This is a genomic window from Albidovulum sediminicola (genome assembly GCF_025751575.1).
Taxonomy (GTDB): Bacteria; Pseudomonadota; Alphaproteobacteria; order Rhodobacterales; family Rhodobacteraceae; genus Albidovulum; species Albidovulum sediminicola.
In genome coordinates this window covers 1-23,064 of the sequence record NZ_JAOWLA010000011.1, presented here as the reverse complement: position 1 = coordinate 23,064, position 23,064 = coordinate 1, and the positions used below count along the sequence as shown (strand labels likewise).

20 protein-coding genes and 1 tRNA gene are annotated in these 23,064 nt (G+C 67.5%); 12 read left to right on the top strand and 9 right to left on the bottom strand.

What is annotated here, in order from left to right:
• Nucleotides 1-203 precede the first annotated feature (203 nt).
• Genes OE647_RS12440 through OE647_RS12430 form a run of 3 tightly spaced genes read left to right on the top strand, consistent with a single transcriptional unit; the run spans nt 204 to nt 3,374 of the window.
• Nucleotides 204-1,628 (top strand): circularly permuted type 2 ATP-grasp protein, encoded by a 1,425-nt coding sequence (locus OE647_RS12440; RefSeq protein ID WP_263722061.1) that lies wholly within the window; start codon nt 204-206, stop codon nt 1,626-1,628.
• A gap of 3 nt (nt 1,629-1,631) precedes the next feature.
• On the top strand, nt 1,632-2,573 hold the full coding sequence (locus OE647_RS12435) for an alpha-E domain-containing protein (protein WP_263722060.1): 942 nt from the start codon (nt 1,632-1,634) through the stop codon (nt 2,571-2,573).
• Between the two features lie 3 nt (nt 2,574-2,576).
• Complete coding sequence (locus OE647_RS12430; protein WP_263722059.1) at nt 2,577-3,374, top strand: transglutaminase family protein; 798 nt, start codon at nt 2,577-2,579, stop codon at nt 3,372-3,374.
• Between the two features lie 36 nt (nt 3,375-3,410).
• Here OE647_RS12430 and OE647_RS12425 read toward each other — a convergent pair whose 3' ends face one another.
• From OE647_RS12425 to OE647_RS12410, 4 genes are all read right to left on the bottom strand, one after another.
• Nucleotides 3,411-3,842, bottom strand: a complete 432-nt coding sequence (locus OE647_RS12425; RefSeq protein ID WP_263722058.1) for a hypothetical protein — start codon at nt 3,840-3,842, stop codon at nt 3,411-3,413.
• 807 nt (nt 3,843-4,649) lie between these two features.
• Nucleotides 4,650-5,534 carry a ribose-phosphate pyrophosphokinase gene (locus OE647_RS12420; protein ID WP_263722057.1) on the bottom strand — a complete coding sequence of 295 codons (885 nt, stop codon included), beginning with the start codon at nt 5,532-5,534 and terminating at the stop codon, nt 4,650-4,652.
• Nucleotides 5,531-7,045, bottom strand: coding sequence for a thymidine phosphorylase family protein (locus OE647_RS12415; RefSeq protein WP_263722056.1), 1,515 nt, complete (start codon nt 7,043-7,045; stop codon nt 5,531-5,533). The genes OE647_RS12420 and OE647_RS12415 overlap by 4 nt, the downstream gene beginning before the upstream one ends.
• Nucleotides 7,046-7,175: 130 nt before the next feature.
• Nucleotides 7,176-8,807, bottom strand: coding sequence for an MFS transporter (locus tag OE647_RS12410; RefSeq protein WP_263722055.1), 1,632 nt, complete (start codon nt 8,805-8,807; stop codon nt 7,176-7,178).
• Between the two features lie 245 nt (nt 8,808-9,052).
• Between OE647_RS12410 and OE647_RS12405 the strand changes: the two genes are divergently transcribed.
• Complete coding sequence (locus OE647_RS12405; RefSeq protein ID WP_263722054.1) at nt 9,053-10,582, top strand: phospholipase D-like domain-containing protein; 1,530 nt, start codon at nt 9,053-9,055, stop codon at nt 10,580-10,582.
• A gap of 3 nt (nt 10,583-10,585) precedes the next feature.
• Here the strand turns inward: OE647_RS12405 and OE647_RS12400 are convergent, their stop codons facing one another.
• Nucleotides 10,586-11,305, bottom strand: coding sequence for an aspartate/glutamate racemase family protein (locus OE647_RS12400; RefSeq protein WP_263722053.1), 720 nt, complete (start codon nt 11,303-11,305; stop codon nt 10,586-10,588).
• Nucleotides 11,302-12,000 (bottom strand): GntR family transcriptional regulator, encoded by a 699-nt coding sequence (locus OE647_RS12395; RefSeq protein ID WP_263722052.1) that lies wholly within the window; start codon nt 11,998-12,000, stop codon nt 11,302-11,304. The genes OE647_RS12400 and OE647_RS12395 overlap by 4 nt, the downstream gene beginning before the upstream one ends.
• Before the next feature lie 190 nt (nt 12,001-12,190).
• On the opposite strand from OE647_RS12395, the gene OE647_RS12390 reads away from it, so the two are divergent.
• Genes OE647_RS12390 through OE647_RS12365 form a run of 6 tightly spaced genes read left to right on the top strand, consistent with a single transcriptional unit; the run spans nt 12,191 to nt 18,043 of the window.
• Nucleotides 12,191-13,441, top strand: coding sequence for an NAD(P)/FAD-dependent oxidoreductase (locus OE647_RS12390; RefSeq protein WP_263722051.1), 1,251 nt, complete (start codon nt 12,191-12,193; stop codon nt 13,439-13,441).
• 31 nt (nt 13,442-13,472) lie between these two features.
• A complete protein-coding gene (locus OE647_RS12385) occupies nt 13,473-14,444 on the top strand; it encodes a TRAP transporter substrate-binding protein (protein ID WP_263722050.1) in 972 nt (323 codons plus the stop codon).
• A 60-nt stretch (nt 14,445-14,504) separates the two neighbouring features.
• Nucleotides 14,505-15,047, top strand: coding sequence for a TRAP transporter small permease (locus OE647_RS12380; RefSeq protein WP_263722049.1), 543 nt, complete (start codon nt 14,505-14,507; stop codon nt 15,045-15,047).
• Between the two features lie 9 nt (nt 15,048-15,056).
• Nucleotides 15,057-16,370: a TRAP transporter large permease gene (locus OE647_RS12375; RefSeq protein WP_263722048.1), complete on the top strand. Its 1,314-nt coding sequence runs from the start codon at nt 15,057-15,059 to the stop codon at nt 16,368-16,370.
• Nucleotides 16,371-16,376: 6 nt separating this feature from the next.
• Nucleotides 16,377-17,114: a TSUP family transporter gene (locus OE647_RS12370; RefSeq protein ID WP_263722047.1), complete on the top strand. Its 738-nt coding sequence runs from the start codon at nt 16,377-16,379 to the stop codon at nt 17,112-17,114.
• A 2-nt stretch (nt 17,115-17,116) separates the two neighbouring features.
• Nucleotides 17,117-18,043: a hypothetical protein gene (locus OE647_RS12365; protein ID WP_263722046.1), complete on the top strand. Its 927-nt coding sequence runs from the start codon at nt 17,117-17,119 to the stop codon at nt 18,041-18,043.
• Nucleotides 18,044-18,046: 3 nt separating this feature from the next.
• On the opposite strand, the gene OE647_RS12360 is transcribed toward OE647_RS12365, so the two are convergent.
• The 3 genes from OE647_RS12360 to OE647_RS12350 all read right to left on the bottom strand — a co-directional run bounded on the left by OE647_RS12360 (nt 18,047) and on the right by OE647_RS12350 (nt 22,173).
• On the bottom strand, nt 18,047-19,945 hold the full coding sequence (locus tag OE647_RS12360; RefSeq protein ID WP_263722045.1) for an acyl-CoA synthetase: 1,899 nt from the start codon (nt 19,943-19,945) through the stop codon (nt 18,047-18,049).
• 84 nt (nt 19,946-20,029) lie between these two features.
• Complete coding sequence (locus tag OE647_RS12355; protein ID WP_263722044.1) at nt 20,030-21,820, bottom strand: ABC transporter transmembrane domain-containing protein; 1,791 nt, start codon at nt 21,818-21,820, stop codon at nt 20,030-20,032.
• 279 nt (nt 21,821-22,099) lie between these two features.
• Nucleotides 22,100-22,173, bottom strand: a tRNA-Gly gene (locus OE647_RS12350).
• Nucleotides 22,174-22,247: 74 nt separating this feature from the next.
• Between OE647_RS12350 and OE647_RS12345 the strand changes: the two genes are divergently transcribed.
• Both OE647_RS12345 and OE647_RS12340 read left to right on the top strand, forming a co-directional pair.
• On the top strand, nt 22,248-22,433 hold the full coding sequence (locus tag OE647_RS12345; protein ID WP_263722043.1) for a hypothetical protein: 186 nt from the start codon (nt 22,248-22,250) through the stop codon (nt 22,431-22,433).
• Between the two features lie 3 nt (nt 22,434-22,436).
• Nucleotides 22,437-22,943: an SDR family NAD(P)-dependent oxidoreductase gene (locus OE647_RS12340; protein ID WP_318527946.1), complete on the top strand. Its 507-nt coding sequence runs from the start codon at nt 22,437-22,439 to the stop codon at nt 22,941-22,943.
• Nucleotides 22,944-23,064: the final 121 nt, after the last annotated feature.

Genomic DNA, 23,064 nt, shown 5'->3' with positions numbered 1-23,064 from the left:
GTGGCGGGAAGCCCATGGCAGAGGCTTCGGCGCTTTTTGGGGGCGGGTCAAGCCCGCCGGGCAAGGTCCGGCGCCTTTGGGGGCGCCGCTTTTTTTGCCCGTCGGGGCTGGGAATTGCGCGAATTGCGGGCAAATCCGGAATGCGTGGTCGCCGGGCCTGCTGGCGGATGGATTCCGGCACGATTGCGCGTCGAAGGTGGGCCATGGGCGAAGAATCGATCTTTGATGAGATGTGGGGCCGCGCGGGGGCGCTGCGTGAGCCCTATCGCAGTTTCAACGACTGGCTCGGCGCGGAGGACCCCAAACGCCTGCGCGCCAAGCAACGCGAGGCGGAGGACCTGTTCCGCCTGACCGGCATCACCTTCAACGTCTACGGCCGCGCCGAGGCCGAGGAGCGTCTGATCCCCTTCGACATCATCCCGCGCATCGTGTCGGGGGGCGAGTGGCTCCGCCTGTCGCGCGGGATCGAACAGCGTGTCCGCGCCATCAACGCCTTCCTCTACGACATCTACCATGGGCAGGAGATGATCAAGGCCGGCCGCCTGCCCGCCGAGATGATCAGCCGGAATGAGGCCTTCCTGCCCCATATGATCGGTGTTTCGCCACCGGGCGGGATCTACACCCATATCGTGGGGATCGACCTGGTTCGGACCGGCCCGGATGAATTCTATGTGCTGGAGGACAACGCCCGCACGCCCTCCGGGGTGAGCTACATGCTCGAAAACCGCGAAACCATGCTCCAGATGTTCCCGGAGCTTTTCGCGCGCAACCGGGTGCAGCCGGTGCAGACCTATCCGGCCGATCTGCTGCGATCGCTCGCGGCTTCGGCGCCGCAATGCGCCGGGTCCAACCCGACGGTGGCGGTGCTGACGCCGGGGATCTACAATTCCGCCTACTTCGAACACGCCTTCCTAGCCGACCAAATGGGCGTCGAACTGGTCGAGGGGCATGACCTGCGCGTGGTCGATGGGCGCGTCGCGATGCGCACCACGCAGGGCTACAAACCCATCGACGTGCTCTATCGCCGGGTTGACGACGATTTCCTCGACCCGCTGAACTTCAATCCTGAAAGCGCGCTGGGCGTGCCCGGTATCATGGATGTCTACCGCGCCGGGGGCATCACGATCGCCAACGCGCCCGGCACCGGGATCGCCGACGACAAGGCGATCTATTCCTACATGCCCGAGATCGTGGAGTTCTATACCGGCGAACGGCCGCTTCTGGGCAATGTGCCGACCTGGCGCTGTTCCGAGCCGGAGGCGCTGGCCCATGTGCTTGCCCATCTCGACGAACTGGTCGTGAAGGAGGTCCACGGGTCGGGCGGCTACGGCATGCTGATCGGCCCCACATCAAGCAAGAAGGAACTGGCCGCGTTCCGCCAGAAACTGATGGCGCGGCCCTCGAACTACATCGCGCAGCCGACGCTCAGCCTGTCCACCGTGCCCGTCTTCTCGCGCGCGGGGCTGAGCCCGCGGCATGTCGATCTTCGCCCCTTCGTGCTGATGGGCCCCGACGGGATCAAGATCACGCCCGGCGGGCTGACGCGTGTCGCGCTCAAGAAGGGATCGCTCGTCGTCAACTCCTCTCAGGGGGGCGGCACGAAGGACACCTGGGTGCTGGAGGACTGAGCGGTGCTGGGCAAGACGGCCAACGGGCTTTTCTGGATGTACCGCTACCTGGAACGGGCGGAAAACACCTCTCGCCTGATCGAGACGGGCCAGCGCATTGCCCTGACCCGGCTGGGGGCCTCGGACGACGAATGGCGGTCCATTCTTCAGACCGCGGGCGTTGCGGCGGGCTACGACGCGGCGCATGAGACGCTGACCAAGGACGCCGCCATCGACTGGATGTTGCGCGATCCGGCGAACCCGTCGTCGGTGCTTTCCTCCATCGCGGCGGCGCGGCAGAACGCACGGATGGTGCGGACCGCGTTGACCCATGAGGTCTGGGAGGCGACCAACAGCGCCTACATGCGCGCGCAGGAGCTTCTTTCGCGCAAGGTTGGCGAACGCGACCTGCCGGGCGTCCTGGGGACGATCCGGCAGCGCGCCGCGCTGGTGCGGGGGGCGACGCAGGGCACCATGCTGCGCAACGACATCTACGATTTCGCGCGCATTGGTACGTTCCTTGAACGCGCCGACAACACGGCGCGCATTCTTGACGTGAAATACTACGTCCTGTTGCCCTCCGCTTCATCGGTCGGCTCCGCGGTGGACAATGTGCAATGGGAAACGATCCTGCGTGCCGTCTCGGGGCGGGGCGGCTTCCGGATGGAATATGGCGCCGGCGCCGGCCCGAGGGAGATCGCGCAGTTCCTGATCCTCGACCGGCGGATGCCGCGCAGCCTGGCCTTCTGCATGGGCAAGATCCGCGACAACCTCGAATACCTGGCGGGCGCCTACGGGGAACGGTCCCCCGCGCTCGGCCGGGTTGAGGATATCGAGCAGACCTTCCTCAGGCGCGACATCGACGCGGTCTTCGATTTCGGCCTGTACGAGTTCATCCAGAAACAGCTGACCCTGCTGGCCGAGATCGGGCGCCAGATCGAGGTCGGTTATCGCTTCTATGAGTAAGCCATGCGCCTGAAGATCTCTCACGCGACACGCTATCGGTTCGACCATCCGGTCAGATACGGGCTCCAGCAACTGCGCAAGACCCCATGGGACAGCGACACGCAGCGGGTCCTGTCCTGGGACACGCAGGTGGCGGGCGGGCGCAAGGAGCTGTCCTTCAGGGATCACCACGGCAACATGGTCGAACTGATCAGCTTCGAGCGCGACGCGACGGAACTGGTCGTGACCTGCGTGGGGGAGGTCGAGCTTGCCGACGGCAACGGCGTCATCGGGCGGCACCGCGGCCCTACGCCGCTTTGGCTCTATGCCAGGCCCAGCCCGCGCACGCGGGCCGGGGTCGGGGTCAAGGCGCTGCTGCGGCAGGTCGAGGGCGAGGGCACCCTGGCGCGGATGCACGCGCTCATGGCCGCGGTGGAACAGGCGGTTGTCTACGAGGTCGGCGCGTCAGACCCGGGCTGGGACGCGGAGGCGGCACTGTCGGCCGGACGCGGCGTCTGCCAGGATCAGGCCCACGCCTTCATCGCCTGCGCGCGAGAGATGGGCGTGCCGGCGCGCTATGTCTCGGGCTATCTGATGCTGGACGGTCGGATCGAGCAGGAGGCGATGCACGCCTGGGCCGAGGCGCATGTCGATGGTCTGGGCTGGGTCGGCTTCGACGTGGCGAACGCGATCTGCCCGGATGATCGCTATGTGCGTCTGGCGGCGGGCCTCGACTACGCAGACGCGGCGCCCGTCATCGGGACCCGGTTGGGCGGCCAAGGCGAGTCGATGGACATCCAGATCCAGGTGTCGCAGCAATAGGCGCGCGGCGGCGTCGATACCTGCGCGCCTTGGCGATCAGGACACTTCCGGCGTTTCTGCAAAGATCAGCTGGGCGTTGATCCCCTGGTTCTGCAGGTTGCGCCAGGCGTTGAATACCGCTGCCCGGTAGGCCCCGATGAAACCGCCGGCCGCCCGTCCCCGCGCCGGCCAGACCCGCCCGACCGGAGAGGCCCTGAGCTGTTCGTTGGTGCGATAGATGTAGATGCGCCGCTCACCCTCCCGCATCTCCTGGGCGAAGGCCTGGGTGATCCGTTCGAAATCGTCGAGAAGCTGTTCAAGGGCGCTCTGGGTCTCTTGCGGGAACGGGCGTTGCCCGGCCAGCAGTTCCCTGGCGAAGCTGTCCGAGAAGCCGCCAATTTCGGCAAGATCGCGCGCGGACAATCCGAGAAAGGAACACAGGGTTGCATTAACCGCATTTTGACTAATGACCGCGTCGGTTAGCGTCATTCGTCTCTCCTAAGAACTGAGGGCCGAGACTGACCGAATGCCCCGCATGTTAACCTTTTGTTAACGAGTCGGTAAAGCGCCGCGTTTCGAAAATGGACGCAATGGATGCCAACATATGGCGGCGCAAGCGGGCAAATGCGGGAAGTATATTCAAAAACATGATAGTATTCGTCGATTTCTCATGGAGGCCGTCGAGCTTCTACCTGCAATTGTGTCGCGTCGCGCAAATATACAAATCCGCGTTGCGTGCGCGCCTCTGATCCTTGTCATTGTGGCGACTTCGGCTTCGACCCCGGCGGCGAACGGCTGCCTCCGGTTCAAGCATGCGCATCTGGACCATTGCGGCCGCGTTCCGCTTCTGCGCAGGCGCGGCTTCGCAGGGGATGTCATCGCGACGGGACCCGCGCAGAAACCTGCGCGGCTGGTCCTACTGGATCCGGCGCATATCCAGGAAGCGGATCACCGGAACCGGTTGCGCCACCATCGCCCGTGGGCGGCAGGGTGCCGGGCCCGCTCTACGGGCACCCTCGACGCCAACAACGCCTTCGATTGCTTAGGCCGCCAGGTGGCCGATGGGAAGGAGATCGAGGTCGCGCCGGCATTCGCGCGACCGTCCACACGATCGACGGCTTTTCCGCCCATGCCATCAGCAGGAGCTTCTGGCTTCGCAGAAGGACGTTCGCCCCGCCGACACCTGCCTTGCCGGTGGCGACGAGAGAGCGATGAAGGCATTCGCCCGGGCGATGCGAAAGACGCGGCTCCACATGCCCCGCAAGCATTGGCGCTTCACGCTTTGATCGGGCGCGGTCAGACCAGGTCGCGGACCGGGTCGATGAAGAGCCCGGCCACGTCGATCGCGTTCGTCGGATGCACGATCGTGTTGCAGGTCGCCAGGCCCGTGATGCCGGCGGCGCGGATCTCTGCCTCGGCGCTGCCCGCGAAGACGGCGTGGACCGCGACGCTCCAGGGGGCCGCCAGACCCTGCGCCCGGAGGCGACGGATGGTTTCCACCATCGAATGCCCGCTTGAGACGATGTCGTCCACCAGGACCGGCTGGTAGCCCGCCCATTCGGAAAGGTTCGGGATTTCGACGGTCACGTCCTTGTCGCCGTGGCGCGTCTTGCGCAGGACGATCGCGGGCGCGCCGGCTGTTTGCGCGATGACGTCGGCCCATTGCGCGCTTTCCTCGTCCGGACCGACGATCAGCGGCCGGTCGATATGCGCCTTGATCCAGCGGCCCGCTGCTTCGGCGCAATGCACCACGCGCGTCGGGATCGGATAGACCTCGGACAGGTCGTGGATGCGGTGCAGATGCGGGTCGGCGGTGACCATCCAGTCGAACCACTGGGCAATCATCCGGGGGAAGTAATGCGCGGTGATCCCTTCACCTGCGACGAACCGGCGGTCCTGGCGCATGTAGCAAAGATAGGGGGCGACGAGCCCCACGCGCGGGGCGCCCAGGTCGCGCGCCGTGGCGGCGCAGAAGGCCAGCGGCAGAAGTTTCGCGTCGGGGCGGTCGAGCGTGGCGACGATCGCGATGCTGCGCCCCGCGGGCGAAGTGTCGAAGCGAAGGTTGGTTTCCCCGTCGGGGAAGCGGTGCCAGGTGACCTTCAGAACCTCCGTCCCTAGGGCCTTGGCAAGGGTTGCTGTAAAGGCTTCGTTTCCGGGCAGGGCGACAAGGGCGCAGGTCATGGCTCGATCACGATGACGGGCTGGTGGGTGCCGATGTAATCCAGTGCGTAGTTCAGTTCACCGGATGCCGAGGCGTGCAGGGTGAAAAGCGGTTGCCCGGCCTCGACCGTGTCGCCAAGCCGGATGTGCATCTCCAGCCCCGCCGCCTTGGAGACCGGCGCACCGGCGAGCCTCGCGGCACGCGCGATCTTGCGGTTGTCGAGGGCGCTCACCCGGCCGCTTCGGGTCGCCAGGACAGGCTTGCGATGGTCCGCGACCGGGGGCACGCGCATGCCGCCCTGCGCCTCGCAGATGGCCTGGAACTTGGCCCAGGCCTGACCGCTGGCCAGGGTCTGCGCGGCCATATCCTCCCCCGCGCCCTCTGCTGCCGTGCCGCAGAGTTCCAGAAGCGACCCGGCCAGCGTCAGGGCATGTGCCCTCAGATCGGCGGGGGCGCTGTCCTTGCCCTGCAGCACCGCAAGCACATCGCGCGCCTCCAGAGCCGGGCCGATGCCGCGGCCGACGGGCTGGCTGCCGTCGCTGGTCGTCACCGCGAGCTTGAGGTCGAAGCGATGCGCGACCTCGGTCATGATCCGCGCGAGCGAGGCGGCCGCGGCGGCGCTGCGGATCTTTGCCGTCTCGCCGACGGGAATGTCGATGACGACGTGGGATGAGCCCGCCGCGATCTTCTTCGACAGGACCGAGGCGACCAGCTGCCCCTCGCTGTCGAGGTCGAGCGCCCGTTCCACCCGGATCAGGATATCGTCCGCCGGGCTCAGATCGACCGCGCCACCCCAGACGATGCATCCCCCCTCGCGCTCGACGACGCGCCGCATCGCCGCGGCGCTCAGGTTGACGGGGGCGAGGGTCTCCATCGTGTCGGCCGTCCCCGCCGGCGAGGTGATCGCCCGCGACGAGGTCTTGGGAATGGTCAGCCCGCAGGCCGCCGCGATGGAAACGACGATCGGCGTCGTCCGGTTGCCGGGCAGGCCGCCCACGCAATGCTTGTCCGCGATGGGACTGTTGGGCCAGCTGACCTGGTCGCCGGTCTCGATCATGGCGGCGGTCAGGGCGCTGACCTCATTGGTGTCGAGCGCCTGGGCCGCGCAGGCCGTGATGAAGGAGGACAGGTGAATGTCCGAATAGCGCCCCGAGACGACATCGCCCAGCACGTCGAGGAAACCGTCCGGGTCGATGCGCTTGCCATAGATCTTCGCCCGCACCTGGCTGAGGGAATCGAGCGGTTTGGCGTAGCGCACCGTGACGACATGCCCCTCGGACACGCCGAGTTTCGTCCAGGCCCGCTCCGACAAGCCTGCCTCGCCCTGCAGGAGAAGGCCGTGATTGACGATGTTCAGGACCGCGGTGATCTTGCGGTCGCCTGAATCGACCTCGATGCGGGTATGGGCCGTGAACCCCTCGGACCGGCAGACATGGCAATCCCGGCGCATGTAGATGACAAAGTCATGGCCGGTGTCGATGCCCAGGCGCCGTATCTTCAGCCCGTTGCCGGGCGCGCTCTGCTTGCTCATCGCGGGTCCTTTCGCCGGCTCCAACGTGGTCGCTTCAACCCCGCCGGTCAATTGCGCAATTCGCGGCGCCCCTTGTGGGGCCGTCCGGGCGCCCCCCGGTCGCCGGGCGGCTGACGCATTCACCCCCCGACTATCGCGGCGGCGCGGCGGCCTGCCTGCGTGGCATGTCGTCGCGTGCCGAAACCGTCTGGCGCTCGATCATGCGGTGGACGCGCACCGGCTCCGCGCCCTTGTGCAGCGCGATCAGCTTGTCGGTGATCTCCGCATCGGACTGGGTGCGGCGTTCGTGGTGGCGGATGTACTCGACCCAGGTCGGGACATGGTAGGTTTCCGTCCAGATGTCCGGGTTTTCCAGGTCGCGCAGGATCGTCCAATGCTGGGCGCCGTCGCGGATGCGGATGCGCCGCCGCTCACTCATCAAGGTGAGGAAGGCCGGAACGTCCGCCTGGGCAATCTCGTAGTCCACCATGATCATGATCGGGCCGCTGCGCTGGGTCAGATCGAGTTGCAGCGGCGGTTCCCGGAAGCGGTTCAGCGGGTCGAGGTTAAGCTCCGCCGCGTCCGGCAGGGGTGCAAGCAGACCCGCAAGCGCCCCGACGACAAGGAACGCGGCCGCGGTCAGAAGCGCGCCCTGCACGCCATTGCTCTCCGCCACGGCGCCCCAAAGCCAGCCGCCGCCCGCCATGCCCCCGAAGACGCCGGTCTGATAAAGTGCGAGGACCCGACCCACCACCCAGCGCGGGGTCGAAAGCTGCATGGTGACGTTGAAGAGGGAAAGCGCCACCACCCAGCAGATCCCCGCGACGAACATCGCGGCAATGCTTGAGGCGAAGCCGCCGCTCAGCGACAGCGTGGCGGCGCTGGCAGCGAAACCCAGGAACGCCAGCCGCGTGATGAACTCGTTTCGCAGCCGCGCGCGCAGCCGGGCGTTGGCGAAGGCGCCGGCGACCGCCCCGAACCCGAAGCTGCCCAACAGGAAGCCGTAGTCAAGCGCGGTCCCCTGCATGTGATCGCGCACCACCAGCGGCAGAAGCGCCTGAAGGGCCACCGCCGAAGATCCGAACAGGAAGCCGCGGAAGATCACGCGCAGAAGGTTGGGCGACATCGCCACATAGCGCAGCCCCGCCGAAAAGGCGCTGCCGAAGGGTTCGCGCGGCAGGCGGCGGGGTGGCAGGGCAGGGCGCCAGTTGAAGAGCGCCGCGATGATGGCGACATAGCTCAGCGCGTTGACGGCAAAAGCCGCCGCGGCGCCTGCGATGGCCACGATCGCCCCGCCGGCGGCGGGACCGACGCTGCGCATCATGTTGAAGCCCATGCTGTTGACCGAGACGGCGGCCGAAAGCTCCGCGCGGGTGACGATGTCGCCAACCGAGGCCTGCCAAGACGGGTTATGAAGCGCCGTCCCGCAGCCGATCAGGAAGGTGAAGGACAAAAGCAGCCAGGGCGTCAGCAGCCCCTCATAGGCCATGAAGGCCAGGCCGAGCGAGACCAGAAGCATGAAGCCCTGAGCCGCCAGCATGATCCGGCGGCGGTCGAAGTTGTCGGCAAAGACGCCCGCCGCAAGCGAGAAGATCATGATCGGCAGCGTGATCGAGGTCTGGACCAGCGCCACCATGCTTTCGGACCCGGAAAGCGAGGTCATCATCCAGGCGGCCCCGACCGACTGGACAAGCCCGCCGAAGTTCGATGCCAGCGTCGCGATCCAGAGCATGCGGAACGTCTGGTTGCGGAAGACCGCCAGAGTCGGTTCGGCATTCGGCATCGCGTCATCCTCCTGGCGGCGCGGGCCGCCGTCGCATCGCCGAAATCGTCGGATGCAGCGCGGCGGAGGTCAACGGTCAACGCCATTTCCCTTGGAGATTTCGGGCGGTGCCCCGGGGGCAGGCACCGCCCCATGGGCACCGCCGCCGGCATTCGTGGAGGCTTCGGGGCAACGCGCGCACGTCGGGTCATGGCAAGGCTGCATGTCCGCTTGGTTCACGCGGCGAAATGGGGCAAGAGGGAGGGATGAGTGGAGTGTCCGGACACCTCGCCCTCAGGGCGCTCGCGGCGCGCTGGCGCGGGCTGCGTCATCTCCTGTGCCTGCTGGCACTGTCCGCCTGCACCTCGGTTCCCTTCGATGGCCCCCAGCGCGCCGCCATCTATCCGGGTGCGGCGCATAATCCGGCTGCGGTGATGCCCGTCCCGCGCCCCGCCCCGGCCCGGATCTATCCGCTCGTTTCAGGGGAGGAGGCGCTGGCCACCTGGCTCGACCTGATCGGCGGCGCACAGCAATCCATCGACGTGATGACCTACATCATGCGCGCAGACCGTTCCGGCCGCGCGGTGTCTCAGGCGCTGTTGGACGCGGCCGACCGGGGCGTGCACGTACGGCTCTTGATCGACGATGTGTTCATGGCGATGAAAGACGACCGCATCGGCGGTCTGACGGGCCATCCCAATATCGAGATCCGCGCCTTCAACCCGTTTTCCCGCCATGCGCCGGCGCTTCTGGGCTACGTGCTTGACCACACCCGCGTGAACCGGCGGATGCATAACAAGGCGCTGGTCGTGGACGGGCAGGTGGCGATCCTCGGTGGCCGGAACGTGGGCGACGAATATTTCGGCCAGGACCCTGTCCGCCATTTCGCCGATTTCGACATCCTGATCCAGGGGCCGGCGCTCGCGCCGCTTCGGGCGGGGTTCGACATCTACTGGCGTGACCGGCTGGCGGTGCCCTACCAGCGGCTGAAGCCGCGCTTCGGCGCCACAGGCGCCTTTGCCGCCGTGCGAGAGACGCCAAGCGCGATTACCGCCCTGCCCGAAAGCGCGATGCGGCGGCTGGCGGCAGGAGATGCGCGCGCCTGGAGTGGAACGGCGGAGTTCATCATTGACCCGCCCGCGAAGCTCGCACGCAACGTCGGCGCCGCCCCGCAGCCGGTCGCCGAGGCGCTCTACGCCACGCTGCGCGCCGCGCAGTCTGAGGTGCTGATCGTCACCCCCTATTTCGTGCCGCAGGAACAGGGCTCCGCTATCCTTGAGGCGCTGGAGGGTCGCGGGGTCGATGTCACGGTTGTGACCAACTCTCTTGCGACGACGAACCATTCGCTGGTGCATGGCAGCTATTCGCGCTACCGCGACCGGCTGGCCGCGAAGGGCGTCGACTTTTACGAGATCCGCGCCGACGCCGGTCCCGTGCTTGAACCCGGTGCTGCCCATCCGGTCGACCGCACCGTGATGCATTCCAAGCTGATCATCGTGGACCGCCGCGTCCTTCTGGTCGGCTCGCCCAATTTCGACCCGCGCTCGATGAAGCTGAACACCGAGCATGTCTACAGGATCGACAGCCCCGGCCTGGCGCGCCACCTGGCGGCGGGCTGGGCGCGCATTGCCGAAACGGCCGCCTACCATGTGGAGGTCGGCGAGACCGGCCTGCCGCGCTGGCTGCGCCGCAAGGGTGCCGGGCGGACGACCTTCCTGCCCAATCCCGACGCGGGTTTCCTGGCGCGTTTCGTCGCACTTCTGGGGGGCATCCTGCCGATCGAGGAAGACCTTTGAGCCTCAGGGGGCGGGGAAGCGCGGCGGCGCAAGCGAGGACTGGAACCAGCTGACGAAGCTGAACATGGAATAGACGGGCAACCCGGTCGCGCGCCGGATGTCGGCGGCGTAGGGCAGCATGTTCGTGCATTCAAGCACGATGGCCCCCATGTCGGGATGCGCCGCCACAAGGGCCTTCGCCGCCTCAACATTATCGGCGCGCGCGGCCTCCACATCCAGCGTCGCTTCGTTGTCGAGGATGGCGCGGGTGAACTCGCGCAGACCTTCGGTGGTGCCGATCGGGGTCCCCTCGGGCACGCCCGCGCGTTCCAGGTGCAAGGGCGTCAGGGTCGAGGCCGAGATCGTCAGAACCCCGGCGCGCTTGCCCGGCGGCAGCGTCGCATTGACCATCGCCACCTGCATCAGCGAGGACGCCGCCACTGGCACCCCCACCGCCGCCGCGAGCTCACGCTGGTAAAGCGACAGGAACCCGCAGTTGGTCGTGATCCCGTCCGCCCCATCGGCAACCAAGTCGCGCGCCGCGGCGATGAAGCGGTCCAGCAGCCCCTCCGCCCCCCTGCGCACCACCCGGTCGGGCGAGGCGTCGCGCACCACGCGGTAATGCACCGGAAAGGGCCAGGTCAGGGCATTGCCCATGTCGCCGGGAATGCGCGGGAAGCGCGCCTCCAGCATCAGGATGCCGACCGTGGCCCCGTAGACTGCCTTGCCGCCCGTCGCGATCATGTCCCCTCCTCCAGAACCCGCCCGAAGAGCGCCTCGGGCCCATCGACGTAGATGGAGGAATAACCCTCCTTCACCGCCGCCACGATCTGGTCCATGCGCTTTGAAATATGGGCCTGCATCGTCATGGCCGCGCGGTCTTCGTCGCGCGCCAGAAGCGCCTCGGCCATGGCCCGGTGTTCGCCCTTGGTCGCGTGAACGCGGTGGCCCATGTCGACCCAGCGGATGAAACGGATGCGATCGTTCACCGCCGCGATCTGGCGCGCGAGTTCGGCGTTCCCGCCCGCCTCGGCAATCGCCAGGTGAAAGGCCTCGTCCGCCGCCGTCACCTCGCCCACGGTGCGCCGGGCAAGCCCGGTTTCCTGCGCCGCCAGACCTTCCGCCAGCGCCCGAAGCTCCGCGTCCCCGGCACGGCGGCAGGCCAGCCGGATCGAGAGAACCTCCAGCGCCTCGCGCAGCTCGTAAAGGTCGTGGATCGTGGTCGCGTCGAGCGTGCGGCAGAAGAAGCCTTGGCCGGGATGGAAATCGACCAGCCGCTCGGCCACCAGCCTGTTCAACGCCTCTCGCAGCGGCGTGCGGCTGGCTTCAAGCTCCTGGGCCAGCGCGCCTTCGTTGATGCGCTCGCCCGGACGGATGCGGAATGTGACCGCCCGTTCCTTGAGCGCCGCGTAAAGCGCCTCGACCCGGCCCTCGGCCATCCCGTCCTCCCGCGATCTTCGCCCGCGTCTCCCCCATGCCGAGCAGGTTGACACAGGGCATTCGCATCCACAAGATGCATCCCTGAATACAGACTGACATTCAATGTATCGACGGCCCTAGCCAATAGCCCGAACGCCCGCTGGTGAGCCCGCTCACCGATCCCGCGGGCGCCGCCAAAGGATTGCGCAGATGACCCAGGCCCCGCTTCACGTCGCGATCATCGGCGCCGGGATCAATGGCGTCGCGACGGCGCTGTGGCTGCAGCGCGCGGGGCACCGCGTGACGATCCTGGACCCGCGCGGCCCGGCCGGGGGAACGAGCTACGGAAACGGCGGGGTGCTGGCGTCCTGCTCGGTGGTGCCGGTCACGGCGCCGGGCCTTTTGGCGAAGGCGCCCAGAATGCTGCTGGACCCGAGCCAGCCGTTGTTCCTGCGCTGGTCCTACCTGCCGCGGCTTCTGCCCTGGCTTTTCCCTTACCTGCGCCACGCCAACGCGGCTGACGCCCGCCGCATCGCCGAAGGGCTGGCCCCGATCGTGGGGGATAGCCTCGCCCAGCACCGCCAGCTTGCCGAGGGGACGGGCGCCGAAAGCTACATCGTGCCCTGCGACTACAACTTTCTCTATCGCGACCGGGCCCATTACGCCGGCGATGCCTTCGGCTTTGGCCTGCGCCGCGACCTGGGCTTGACCTGGCGGGAACTGGAGGGCCAGGCCTGGCGCGACTACGAACCCGCCTTCGGCCCCGAGATCGGCTTCGCGGCCAGCTTTGCGGACCATGGCCGCATCCGCAACCCGGGCGCCTATGTCACGGCCCTTGCCGCCCATGTCGAACGCCAGGGCGGGCGGGTGCTGCGAACGGAGGTGTCGGCCATCGTGACCGAAGCGGGCCGCGCGACCGGCGTGCGCGCCGGCGGAGAGACCATCGCGGCCGACCGCGTCGTGCTGACCGCCGGGGTCTGGTCCGGCCCGCTTGGCCGCCAACTCGGGCTGAAGGTGCCGCTGGAAAGCGAGCGTGGCTATCATATTGAGCTTTGGGACCCTTCGATCATCCCCAATGCGGCGAGCATGGTCGCCTCGGGCAAGTTCGTCATGACCCCGATGGAGGGGCGCCTGCGCCTGGCCGGCATTGTCGAGTTCGGGGGGCTGGACGCGCCGGCCTCGGAGGCGCCGCTGAGGCTGCTGGAACGCCGGGCGCGCGCCGTGCTGCCCGGCCTGACATGGAGCCGCAAGGAGGAATGGCTGGGCCACCGACCCGCCCCCACCGATTCCCTGCCCTTCATCGGAGAGGTCCCGGCGATCCGGGGCGCCTTCACCGGCTTCGGCCACCACCATATCGGCCTGACGGCGGGGCCGCGGACGGGCCGTATCCTTGCCGCGCTGATCAACGGGCAGCCGCCCAACATAAACCTTGCGCCCTACGCGCCCGACCGCTTTCTATGAACGATAAAACAAGGACCGACAGGAGGAAGACATGAAGACGACTGCGACACTCATGGCCACGGCCGCCCTTTGCCTTGGCGCGACCGCGCTTTCGGCGGAAACCTGGGATATGCCCATGGCCTATCCGGCGACCAACTACCATTCGGAAAACGGCACCGCCTTTGCCTCCTGCGTGCGCGACGCGACGCAGGGCGCCATCGACATTGTGGTGCATGCGGGCGGCTCGCTTTTTGCGGGTAACGACATCAAGCGCGCGGTGCAGACCGGCCAGGCCCCGATCGGCGAGCGCCTGCTTTCGGCCCATGCCAACGAAAACCCGCTGTTCGGGGTCGACTCGATCCCGTTCCTGGCGACCTCGTTCGACGATTCCGACAAGCTCTGGGCGGCGGCGAAGGACGCTGTGGCGGCCGCGCTTGACGAACAGAACCTGGTCTATGTCTACTCGGTTCCCTGGCCGCCGCAGGGCTTCTACTTCAAGAAAGAGGTGAATTCCGTTGCCGACATGGCCGGGGTGAAGTTCCGCGCCTATAACGCCGCGACCGCGCGCATCGCTGAGCTTGCGGGCATGGTCCCGGTCCAGATCGAGGCCGCGGAACTCAGCCAGGCGCTGGCCACGGGCGTTGCCGAATCCTTCATCTCCTCCGGCTCGACGGGCGTGGATTCCAAGGTCTGGGAAAGCCTGACGCATTTCTACGACGTGCAGGCCTGGCTGCCGCGCAACACGATCTTCGTGAACAAGGACAGCTTCAACGCGCTTGACGACGCGGGCAAGGCGGCGCTGATGGACTGCGGTGCGAAGGCAGGCGCCGCCGGAGAGGCGCGCGCCAAGGAACTGACCGACCAATATCTCAAGACGCTTGCCGAGAACGGGATGACCGTCGGCGGCCCCTCTGATGAGCTGAAGGCCGGGTTGCAGGGCTTCGGCGCAACGATGACCGAGGAATGGCTCGCCAGCGCCGGCGATGCCGGCAGGGCAGCGATCGCGGCCTATCGCGGCAACTGAGCCCGAACAGGGCGGGGCCGGTTCATACGCTGGCCCCGCCGCCCGAGGAAGGAGGCGCCGATGGTGGAACAGGACCGGGGAGCCGGCATCCTGCGAGGGTTGCTTGACCGGATCTACGCGGCCGCAAGTGTCGTGGCAGCGCTTTGCCTGGTGGGCATCCTGATCGTGATCGTCGTGCAGATGTGCGCGCGCTGGTTTTCCTTCACCTTTCCCGGATCTGCGGAATACGCGGGCTACCTGATGGCCGCGGCTTCATTCCTGGCCTTCGCTTCGGCGCTGAATGCCGGGTCGCATATCCGCGTGGGGCTGGCGTTGACAGCACTGGGCCGCCACCGCTTCTGGGGGGAGCTCTGGTGCCTCGTGATCGCCTCCGCCGCGTCGGGCTATCTTGCCTGGTACGCGGTCCGGCTCGTCTACTGGTCCTGGAAGCTCAAGGACATCAGCCAGGGCCAGGACGCCACGCCCCTCTGGATCGTTCAGGTGCCGATGGCCTTTGGCGCCTGCCTTTTGGCCGTGGCCTTTGCCGACAACCTGATCGCGCTGCTCCTGACCGGGCGCGACAACATCCGCGAGGAACTCGCGGATCAATCCCACGCGGAGTAGGAGCGGACCATGGCACATGAATTCTGGCCGCTCGCCATCTTCCTGTTCACGCTGTTCCTGCTGCTGGGCTCGGGGGTCTGGATCGGGCTTGCGCTTCTTGGCGTGGCCTTCGTGGGGATGGAGCTTTTCACCACCCGCCCGGTGGGCGATGCGATGATGACCACGATCTGGCGGTCATCTTCGTCCTGGTCGCTGACGGCGCTGCCGCTGTTCATCTGGATGGGCGAGATCCTTTACCGAACACGCCTGTCAGAGGACATGTTCCGCGGCCTCAGCCCCTGGATGGCGCGGCTGCCGGGCGGGCTTCTACACACCAACGTCGTCGGTTGCACGGTCTTCGCCGCCGTCTCGGGATCGTCGGCCGCGACCCTGACGACGGTCGGCAAGATGTCGATCCCCGAGCTTTTGCGCCGCAACTACCCCGAACACATGGTCATCGGCACGCTGGCCGGCGCGGCGACGCTGGGCCTGATGATCCCGCCCTCGCTGACGCTGATCGTCTACGGCGTGACGATCAATGAATCGATCACCAAGCTCTTTATCGCCGGCATCCTGCCGGGGCTGGTGCTGGCCATCTTCTTCATGGGCTATATCGCGCTTTATTCGCGGTTCTCGAAAACCTACCGCCCCAGCGCCGAGCCGGCGATGAGCCTGGGGCAGAAGCTGGCGAATTCTCGGTTCCTGATCCCGGTGCTGCTGCTGATCCTGCTTGTCATCGGCTCGATGTACCTGGGCTTCGCGACCGCGACCGAGGCCGCTTCCTTCGGCGTCCTCGGCGCCATGGCACTGGCGGGATTCCAGCGCTCGCTCACCTGGACCAGCCTCAAGGAAAGCCTGATGGGGGCGACTCGCACTTCGGCGATGATCGCGCTGATCCTCGCGGGCGCCTCGTTCCTGTCGCTGTCGATGGGCTTCACCGGCCTGCCGCGGGCGCTGGCGGAATGGATCGGCTCGCTTGGCCTTTCGCGGTTCGAGCTTCTGATGGCGCTTCTGGTCTTCTACATCGTGATCGGCTGCTTCCTCGACGGCATCTCCTCCGTCGTACTGACCATCGCGGTGGTGGAGCCGATGATCCGTCAGGCAGGCATCGACATCATCTGGTTCGGCATCTTCATCGTTGTCGTGGTGGAGATGGCGCAGATCACGCCGCCCATCGGCTTCAACCTCTTCGTGCTTCAGGGCATGACCCGGCACGAGATGAACTTCATCGCGCGCGCGGCCTTCCCGATGTTCCTGATCATGGTGGTCATGGTCTTTGTCCTGATCGCCTTCCCGGAGCTTGCGACCTGGCTGCCGGCGAACATGCGCCAGACGCCCGGATAGCGCCCCATGGACCCGATCCTGGCGGGGTCGCCGCTTCTGCTGGCCGCCGTCCTCTCGATCGTCTTCGTCGCGGCGATCGTGCAGGCGGGGCTTGGCATGGGCTTCGGGCTGGCGGCGGCGCCGCTTCTGGCGTTGCTGGATTCCGCGCTGGTGCCCGCGCCTGTCCTGATCCTGGGTTTCGCATCCTCTCTCTGGGTCGCGGTCCAGGCGCCGCCGCTGATCCGCTGGGCCGAGGTCTGGATCGGGACGGCGGGCCGCGTCACGGGCGTGGCGCTGGCCACGGCCTTCCTCGTGGCGGCCTCTGACCCGCGCGCCTTTTCGCTGGCCTTCGCGGCGATGATCGGGATCGCGGTGGCGCTTTCGGCGGCGGGGTGGCGATTGGGCTTCTCGAGGCCGAAGCTCGTGGCCCTTTCGACACTTTCGGGTCTCATGGGGACGCTGACCTCGGTCGGGGCGCCGCCGCTGGCGCTGATCTACAAGGAGCGTCCGCCGCGCGAGGCGCGCGCGACCCTGGCGGCCTTCTTCACGCTCGGCTGCACGGCCTCGCTTGCCGGGCTGTGGGGCGCGGGGCGGCTGGGGTGGGGGGATCTGGGCCTTGCCGCGCTGATGGCCCCGGCAATGGTCGCGGGGCTTTGGACCGCGGGGCGCTTCAGCGGGGCGTTCGACCGGCGCTACCGCGGGCTGATGCTGGCGGCAAGCGCGCTCGCCGCGGTGCTGTTGACCGTCCGGGCGCTTTGGGGATGAACGTGGGCGACCTCCTGCGGCTGGCCGCGCGGCATGGCCGCCTGCTCCTGATCCTGGGCCTTCTGGCGGGGGTGGGCCTCCCCGGCCTTGCCCGCGCGCTTGCGCCCTGGCTTGGCCCGATGGCCGCGGCGCTCATTGGGCTGGCGGCCTTCCGCATCGGGCTGCGCCGGGCCGTTGGTGCGCTGTCCGATCTGGTGCTGACGCTGCGCATGGCGATCGTGCTGCAATTCCTGCTGCCGCTGGCGGCGCTGGCGGCTCTTGCGTCGGTCGGGTTGATGCACCGGCCCGAGGCGGTGATCGCGCTTCTGGTGATGGCCGCGCCCCCGGTCGGCATGGGGCCCGGCCTTGCGGTGCTGAGCGGCCTGCCGCCGGAGCCCGCCCTGCGCCAGCTGGTGCTGGGCACCGCGCTTTTGCCGCTGAGCGCGCTGCCGGTCCTGGCGACGCTGCCCGGCCTTGGCCCCGGCGCCGGCGTCCTTTGGGCCGAGGGCAAGCTTCTCGTCACGATCCTCCTGGGGGCGGGGGCAGGCTTTGCTCTGCGCCGCCTGTTTCTGCCCGGCGCGACGGAGCCCCAGATCCGCGCGGCGGATGGTGCGGGCGCGATCCTGGGCGCGGTCATCGTGATCGGCCTCATGGCCGAGGTCGGCCCCGTTCTGCTCTCCGATCCGCTCAGGCTGTGTTACTGGCTGGCCTTGGCGTTCGCGCTGAACTTCGGGCTTCAGGCCGCGACCTCGGCCATCCTGCGCGCGCGCGGCAGGGGCGCGGAAGCCGGGACCTTCGGCATCATCGCCGGCAACCGCAATGTGCTCCTATTCGTTGTCGCGCTGCCGCCCGAGGTCGTCGCGCCGCTCATGGTCTTTGTCGGCTGCTATCAGATCCCGATGTATCTGACCCCGCTTTTTGCCCGCCACCTTCACCGCCACGGTGGCTAGCGGTCAATCCTCGCCCCACTCCCACGGCCGGGTGAAGGCGTCGAGCACAGGACCCAGACGCGCCTCGTCCACGGGGCCGTCGCGTCTAAGCCGGGCGACAAGCCCGCGGCGCTTGTCCTCATAGACCTCTGCCACCGAGGCCGCGATTCCGGCCTTGCCAAGTGCGGCGTCATAGACGCGGCGGATCGCGCGTTTGCGCAGGTCGGGTTTGAAGACCTTGCCGACCGCGGTCTTGGGAAGTTCGGGCAGGATCTCGACGTGCTTCGGAATGGCCGCGCGCTCCGCGATGCGCTCTGCGGCGAAGGCCGTCAGCTCTTCTGCCGTCACCTCGGCCCCCGCGACTAGCTCCACATAGGCACAGGGAAGCTCGCCTGCGAAGGCATCCGGCTGGCCGATCGCCCCGGCCAGCGCGACCGCCGGGTGCCCGGCCAGCGCCTCCTCGATCAGCGCGGGGTCGATGTTGTGCCCGCCCCGGATGATCAGATCCTTCGCCCGGCCGGTGATCCAGAGGTAGCCGTCGGCGTCCATCCGTCCCATGTCACCCGTTCGCAGGAAACGCCCCCCGGCGAACAGCCCCTCGTTCTTGGAGACCTCGGTATAGGTGGAGCCGGCAAAGACCCCGGGGCTCGACACGCAGATCTCCCCCACCTCGTCGGTGGCGCATTCGCGGCCAACGCTGCCATCGGTGTCGCAATGCAGGATGCGAACCTCGCAATAGGGAAGGGCAAGGCCGACGGAGCCGACCTTCTTGCCGCCCTCGGGCGGGTTGCAGGAGACAAGGCAGGTCGCCTCCGTCAGGCCGTAGCCCTCGGCGATCTCGACGCCTGTTGCCGCCTTGAAACGGTTGTAAAGCTCGATCGGCAGCGGCGCCGACCCCGAGATCGCGGTCTTGAGCGAGGAGACATCGGCATCGACCGGACGTTGCATCAGCGCGGCGATGGCGGTGGGAACGGTGATCAGGAACGTGACCTTCCAGCGCGCGATCAGCTTCCAGAAGTTGTCAAGGACGCCATCGCCCCGGTATCCGGCCGGGGTCGGAAAGACGGTATGGGCGCCGGACCAGATCGCGGACATGAAAACCGGATAGGCCGCGAAGACATGAAACAGCGGCAGCGGGCAGATCAGCACGTCGGTCTCGTCGAACATGAGCGTGCCGCCGAGCCAGCCGTTGTAGATCATGCCCGAATACTTGTGCTGGGCGACCTTGGGCAGGCCGGTGGTGCCGCCGGTATGGAAATAGGCCGCGACCCGGTCGCCTGCGCTGTCTGCAAAGGTCAGCCGGTCCGCCGGCATCTTCGCGCATTCGGCATTGAAATCCTTCACCACCGCCTGGTGTTCGACCGCAACCTTCGGCCGGATCAGGGGAACGATCCAGCGCTTCGGGATCGGCAGGTAGCGGTTCAGGTCGACCTCGAGCACCGTGTGGATATTGGGCGCGAGGCGCACCGCCTCCGCCGCCTTCTGCGGCACGTCGGTCTTGGGAAAGGCCTTGAGGGTGACGAGGACGCTCGCGCCCGTCTCGCGCAGGATGCCGGCGATCTGTTCGGGTTCCTGAAGCGGATTGATCGGGTTCACGATCCCCGCGATCGCCCCGCCCAGCAGGGTGACGACCGTTTCCGTCGCGTTGGGCAGAAGGTAGGCCACCACGTCGTGTTCGCCGACCCCGAGGCTTCGGAACAGATTGGCGGCCTGCGTGACACGCCCGTGAAGCGTGCGCCAGTCAAGCGTTTCGGCCCCCGCGCGCGGGTCCGACAGGATCTGGAAGCTGACCGCAGGGCGGGCGCCGAACATCTGCTTCGTGCGTTCCAGAAAGGCATGAAGCGTCTTTGGAACCCCGCGATCGGCCCAAGGCATCTCGCGCTCGATCGCGTCCCGGTCGGCGCGGGTCTCGAACTTCACCATGTCTCCTCCCTGACCCATGGCGGGCCCCGAAAGAAAGGATGGAGGCAAACGGCGGTTGCGGCAAGCGCGACGCTGCGGCGCGATCTATTCGGTAGCCTGGCCTTCGGTGAACTGAAGCCGGGCAAGGCGCGCGTAAAGGCCGCCCTCTGCCACCAGGCTTTCATGCGTGCCCTGGGCGACGATCCGGCCCTGGTCGAAGACCACGATGCGGTCGGCTTTCTTCACGGTCGCAAGCCTGTGGGCAACGATCAGCGTCGTGCGCCCCCGCGCGAGCAGTTCCACGGCCTTCTGAACGGCGACCTCGCTTTCCGCGTCGAGTGCCGATGTCGCCTCGTCCAGAAGCAGGATCGGCGCGTCGCGCAGGATCGCGCGGGCGATGGCGATGCGCTGCTTCTGACCGCCCGAGAGCATCACGCCGCGTTCACCCACATAGCTGTCGTAGCCCTCGGGCAGCGCGCTCAGGAAGTCATGCGCGGCGGCGGCACGGGCCGCGACCTCTACCTCCTCATCGGTGGCCTCGGGGCGGCCGAAGCGGATGTTTTCGCGCGCGGTGGTGGCGAAGACGACCGGGTCCTGCGGTACGAGCGCGATGGTGCGGCGGAAGTCGGCGCGCGCCATGTCGCGCAGGTCGAGGCCGTCGATGGTCACCCGGCCCTGGTCCGGGTCGTAGAACCGTTGCAGAAGCTGGATCACGGTGGTCTTGCCCGCGCCGGAGGGGCCGACGAGCGCCACCGTCTCACCCGGCTGCACCGAAAGGTCCACGGCGTCGAGCGCCGAGATCTCCGGCCGCGCGGGATAACGGAAGGTCACGCCCTCGAACGCGACGGCGCCCTTGGCGGGCCGCGGCAAGGTCACCGGCGTGGCGGGGTCCTTGACGCTATCCTCGGCCGCGAGCAACTCGCCCAGCCGTTCGGTCGCGCCTGCCGCGCGCTGCAATTCGCCCCAGATCTCGGAAAGCGCACCGGCGGCCCCCGCGACCATGACCGCGTAGATCACGAACTGAACCAGTTCGCCCACGCTCATCGCGCCCGCGCGCACGTCGCGCGCGCCGGACCAAAGCACGACGACCACGCCGGCGAAGATCAGGAAGATCACGATCACCGTCATCACCGCGCGGGTCCCGATCCGGGTCTTGGCCGCCAGGAACGACCGCTCGGTGACCTCGGCGAAGGCCGCGCGGTTTTCGGCCTCATGGGTGAAGGCCTGGACGGTCTGCACCGACAGCAGCGCCTCTGACGCGTTGCCGGAGCTTTGGGCGATCCAGTCCTGGTTCTCGCGGCTAAGCGCCCGCAGCCGCCGCCCCAGGAGGATGATCGGGACGATCACCACGGGCACGATCAGCAGCGCATAGGCCGTCAGCTTGGCCGAGGTCAGAAGCATCAGCCCCGCCCCGCCGATGAGGATGAGGAAGTTCCTGAGCGCGATCGAGACGGAGGATCCGATCACCGACAGGATCAGCGTGGTATCGGTGGTGATCCGGCTCAGCACCTCGCCGGTCAGGATGCGTTCGAAGAAGGCAGGGCTCATCCCGATCACGCGGCTGAAGACCGCGCGGCGGATGTCGGCCACCACCCGCTCGCCGAGCCGCGTGACAAGGTAGTAGCGCGCGCCCGTCCCGATGGCGAGCAGCGCGGCGAAGCCGAGCGCCACCATGAAGTAGCTGTCCAGAAGCTGGGTCGCGCCGTTGAACTGATCGACCACGCGGCGCACCGCCAACGGCAGGATAAGCGAGACGGAGGCCGTCAGCACCAGCGCGCAAACCGCCAGCGCCACCATCACCCGATAGGGCCTGAGGAACGGCCAGAGCGCGCCAAGCGAGCGCATGCGCCGGGACGACTGCCGGTCGGACAGGGTCGGATCGGAACGTCTCGCCATGGAACCTCCTTCGTGCGACACCGGGTTTAGGCGGAGGTCAGGCCGGGAACAAGGCAGAATTGCTGCGACAGGATCGCGCCCGCGCAGGGACGGGGCCGGTGGCGGTCTCTTTCGGCAAGGGGGAGGGCTGTGCGGGGCGGTAGAAATAGCGCCAGCTTGCCATGGTCCCGCGCGATGGCGCCCTGTGCCCGCCGGGCCTGCTGCGGTTTTGCAGCCAGGCCAGCACCTTGCCGGTGTCCGCCCGGTTGTCTGATCTTCGCGATGGGTGGAAGCTTCGGCTGGAGCGGGCGGCGGGAATCGAACCCGCGTCTCCTGCTTGGAAGGCAGGGGTCTTACCATTACACAACGCCCGCTCGGGCCGCGCTATGAGGTAAGCGATGTAACCTGCGAGGTCAAGTGGGCCCCCAAGGCAGCCTGGGAGGAGATCATGGAGAAGGCACGCGCCGTCATCATCGGGGCCGGGGACGGGCTTTCGGCGTCCCTCGCCCGGGAACTCGCGTGCGATCACAGGCTGACGCTTGCTGCGCGGAGCGGCGAGAGGATGAAGGCGGTTGCCGAGGAGACCGGGGCGGAGATGGTGCTGCTGGACGCGACCGACAAGGCGGCGGTCTAGGCGCTGTTCGACGCCCTGCCTGAGCCACCTCGGGTCGTCATCTACAACCCCTCGATGCGCCTGCGCGGCCCGGTGGCGGAACTTGCGGCCGAAGATGTTCGGCGCGTGCTTGAGGTCTCCGCGATCGGCGCCTTCCTGACCGGGAAACACGCCGCGCGGCGCATGCTCGGGGTCGAGCCCGTTGCCGGCTGCCGCGGCACGATCCTGTTTACCGGGGCCTCCGCGGGCGTAAAGGGCTATGCGCTATCTGCGCCCTTCGCGATGGGAAAGTTCGCGCAGCGCGGCCTGGCAGAAAGCATGGCTCGCGAGTTGCATCCGAAGGGCATCCACGTCGCCTGGATCAACGTCGATGGGCTGATCCTGGTCCCTGGTCGGGACGAACCCGAGGACCGGCCGAGATCGATGCTGCAGCCAGAAGCCATCGCGCGCACCTACCGCCACCTGATCGAGCAGGACTGCAGCGCCTGGTCGAATGAGATCAGCGTCCGGCCGTGGGTGGAGACGTTCTAGGCTCCCGACCCATTGATTTCAGGCTTTTGGCATGATTCAGGCTCCGCAAGGAGACCTGTTTAATGAGCAACCTATACTGGCTGTCGGAGGCGCAGATGAAGCGTCTGAAGCCGTTCCTGCC

Excerpts from the sequence above, each read along its gene's own strand:
- OE647_RS12440 (WP_263722061.1), top strand. The coding sequence starts at position 204 with ATGGGCGAAGAATCGATCTTTGATGAGATGTGGGGCCGCGCGGGGGCG.
- OE647_RS12430 (WP_263722059.1), top strand. The coding sequence starts at position 2,577 with ATGCGCCTGAAGATCTCTCACGCGACACGCTATCGGTTCGACCATCCG.
- OE647_RS12425 (WP_263722058.1), bottom strand. The coding sequence starts at position 3,842 with ATGACGCTAACCGACGCGGTCATTAGTCAAAATGCGGTTAATGCAACC.
- OE647_RS12420 (WP_263722057.1), bottom strand. The coding sequence starts at position 5,534 with ATGACCTGCGCCCTTGTCGCCCTGCCCGGAAACGAAGCCTTTACAGCA.
- OE647_RS12415 (WP_263722056.1), bottom strand. The coding sequence starts at position 7,045 with ATGAGCAAGCAGAGCGCGCCCGGCAACGGGCTGAAGATACGGCGCCTG.
- OE647_RS12410 (WP_263722055.1), bottom strand. The coding sequence starts at position 8,807 with ATGCCGAATGCCGAACCGACTCTGGCGGTCTTCCGCAACCAGACGTTC.
- OE647_RS12405 (WP_263722054.1), top strand. The coding sequence starts at position 9,053 with ATGAGTGGAGTGTCCGGACACCTCGCCCTCAGGGCGCTCGCGGCGCGC.
- OE647_RS12400 (WP_263722053.1), bottom strand. The coding sequence starts at position 11,305 with ATGATCGCGACGGGCGGCAAGGCAGTCTACGGGGCCACGGTCGGCATC.
- OE647_RS12395 (WP_263722052.1), bottom strand. The coding sequence starts at position 12,000 with ATGGCCGAGGGCCGGGTCGAGGCGCTTTACGCGGCGCTCAAGGAACGG.
- OE647_RS12390 (WP_263722051.1), top strand. The coding sequence starts at position 12,191 with ATGACCCAGGCCCCGCTTCACGTCGCGATCATCGGCGCCGGGATCAAT.
- OE647_RS12385 (WP_263722050.1), top strand. The coding sequence starts at position 13,473 with ATGAAGACGACTGCGACACTCATGGCCACGGCCGCCCTTTGCCTTGGC.
- OE647_RS12380 (WP_263722049.1), top strand. The coding sequence starts at position 14,505 with ATGGTGGAACAGGACCGGGGAGCCGGCATCCTGCGAGGGTTGCTTGAC.
- OE647_RS12375 (WP_263722048.1), top strand. The coding sequence starts at position 15,057 with ATGGCACATGAATTCTGGCCGCTCGCCATCTTCCTGTTCACGCTGTTC.
- OE647_RS12370 (WP_263722047.1), top strand. The coding sequence starts at position 16,377 with ATGGACCCGATCCTGGCGGGGTCGCCGCTTCTGCTGGCCGCCGTCCTC.
- OE647_RS12360 (WP_263722045.1), bottom strand. The coding sequence starts at position 19,945 with ATGGTGAAGTTCGAGACCCGCGCCGACCGGGACGCGATCGAGCGCGAG.
- OE647_RS12355 (WP_263722044.1), bottom strand. The coding sequence starts at position 21,820 with ATGGCGAGACGTTCCGATCCGACCCTGTCCGACCGGCAGTCGTCCCGG.
- OE647_RS12345 (WP_263722043.1), top strand. The coding sequence starts at position 22,248 with ATGGAGAAGGCACGCGCCGTCATCATCGGGGCCGGGGACGGGCTTTCG.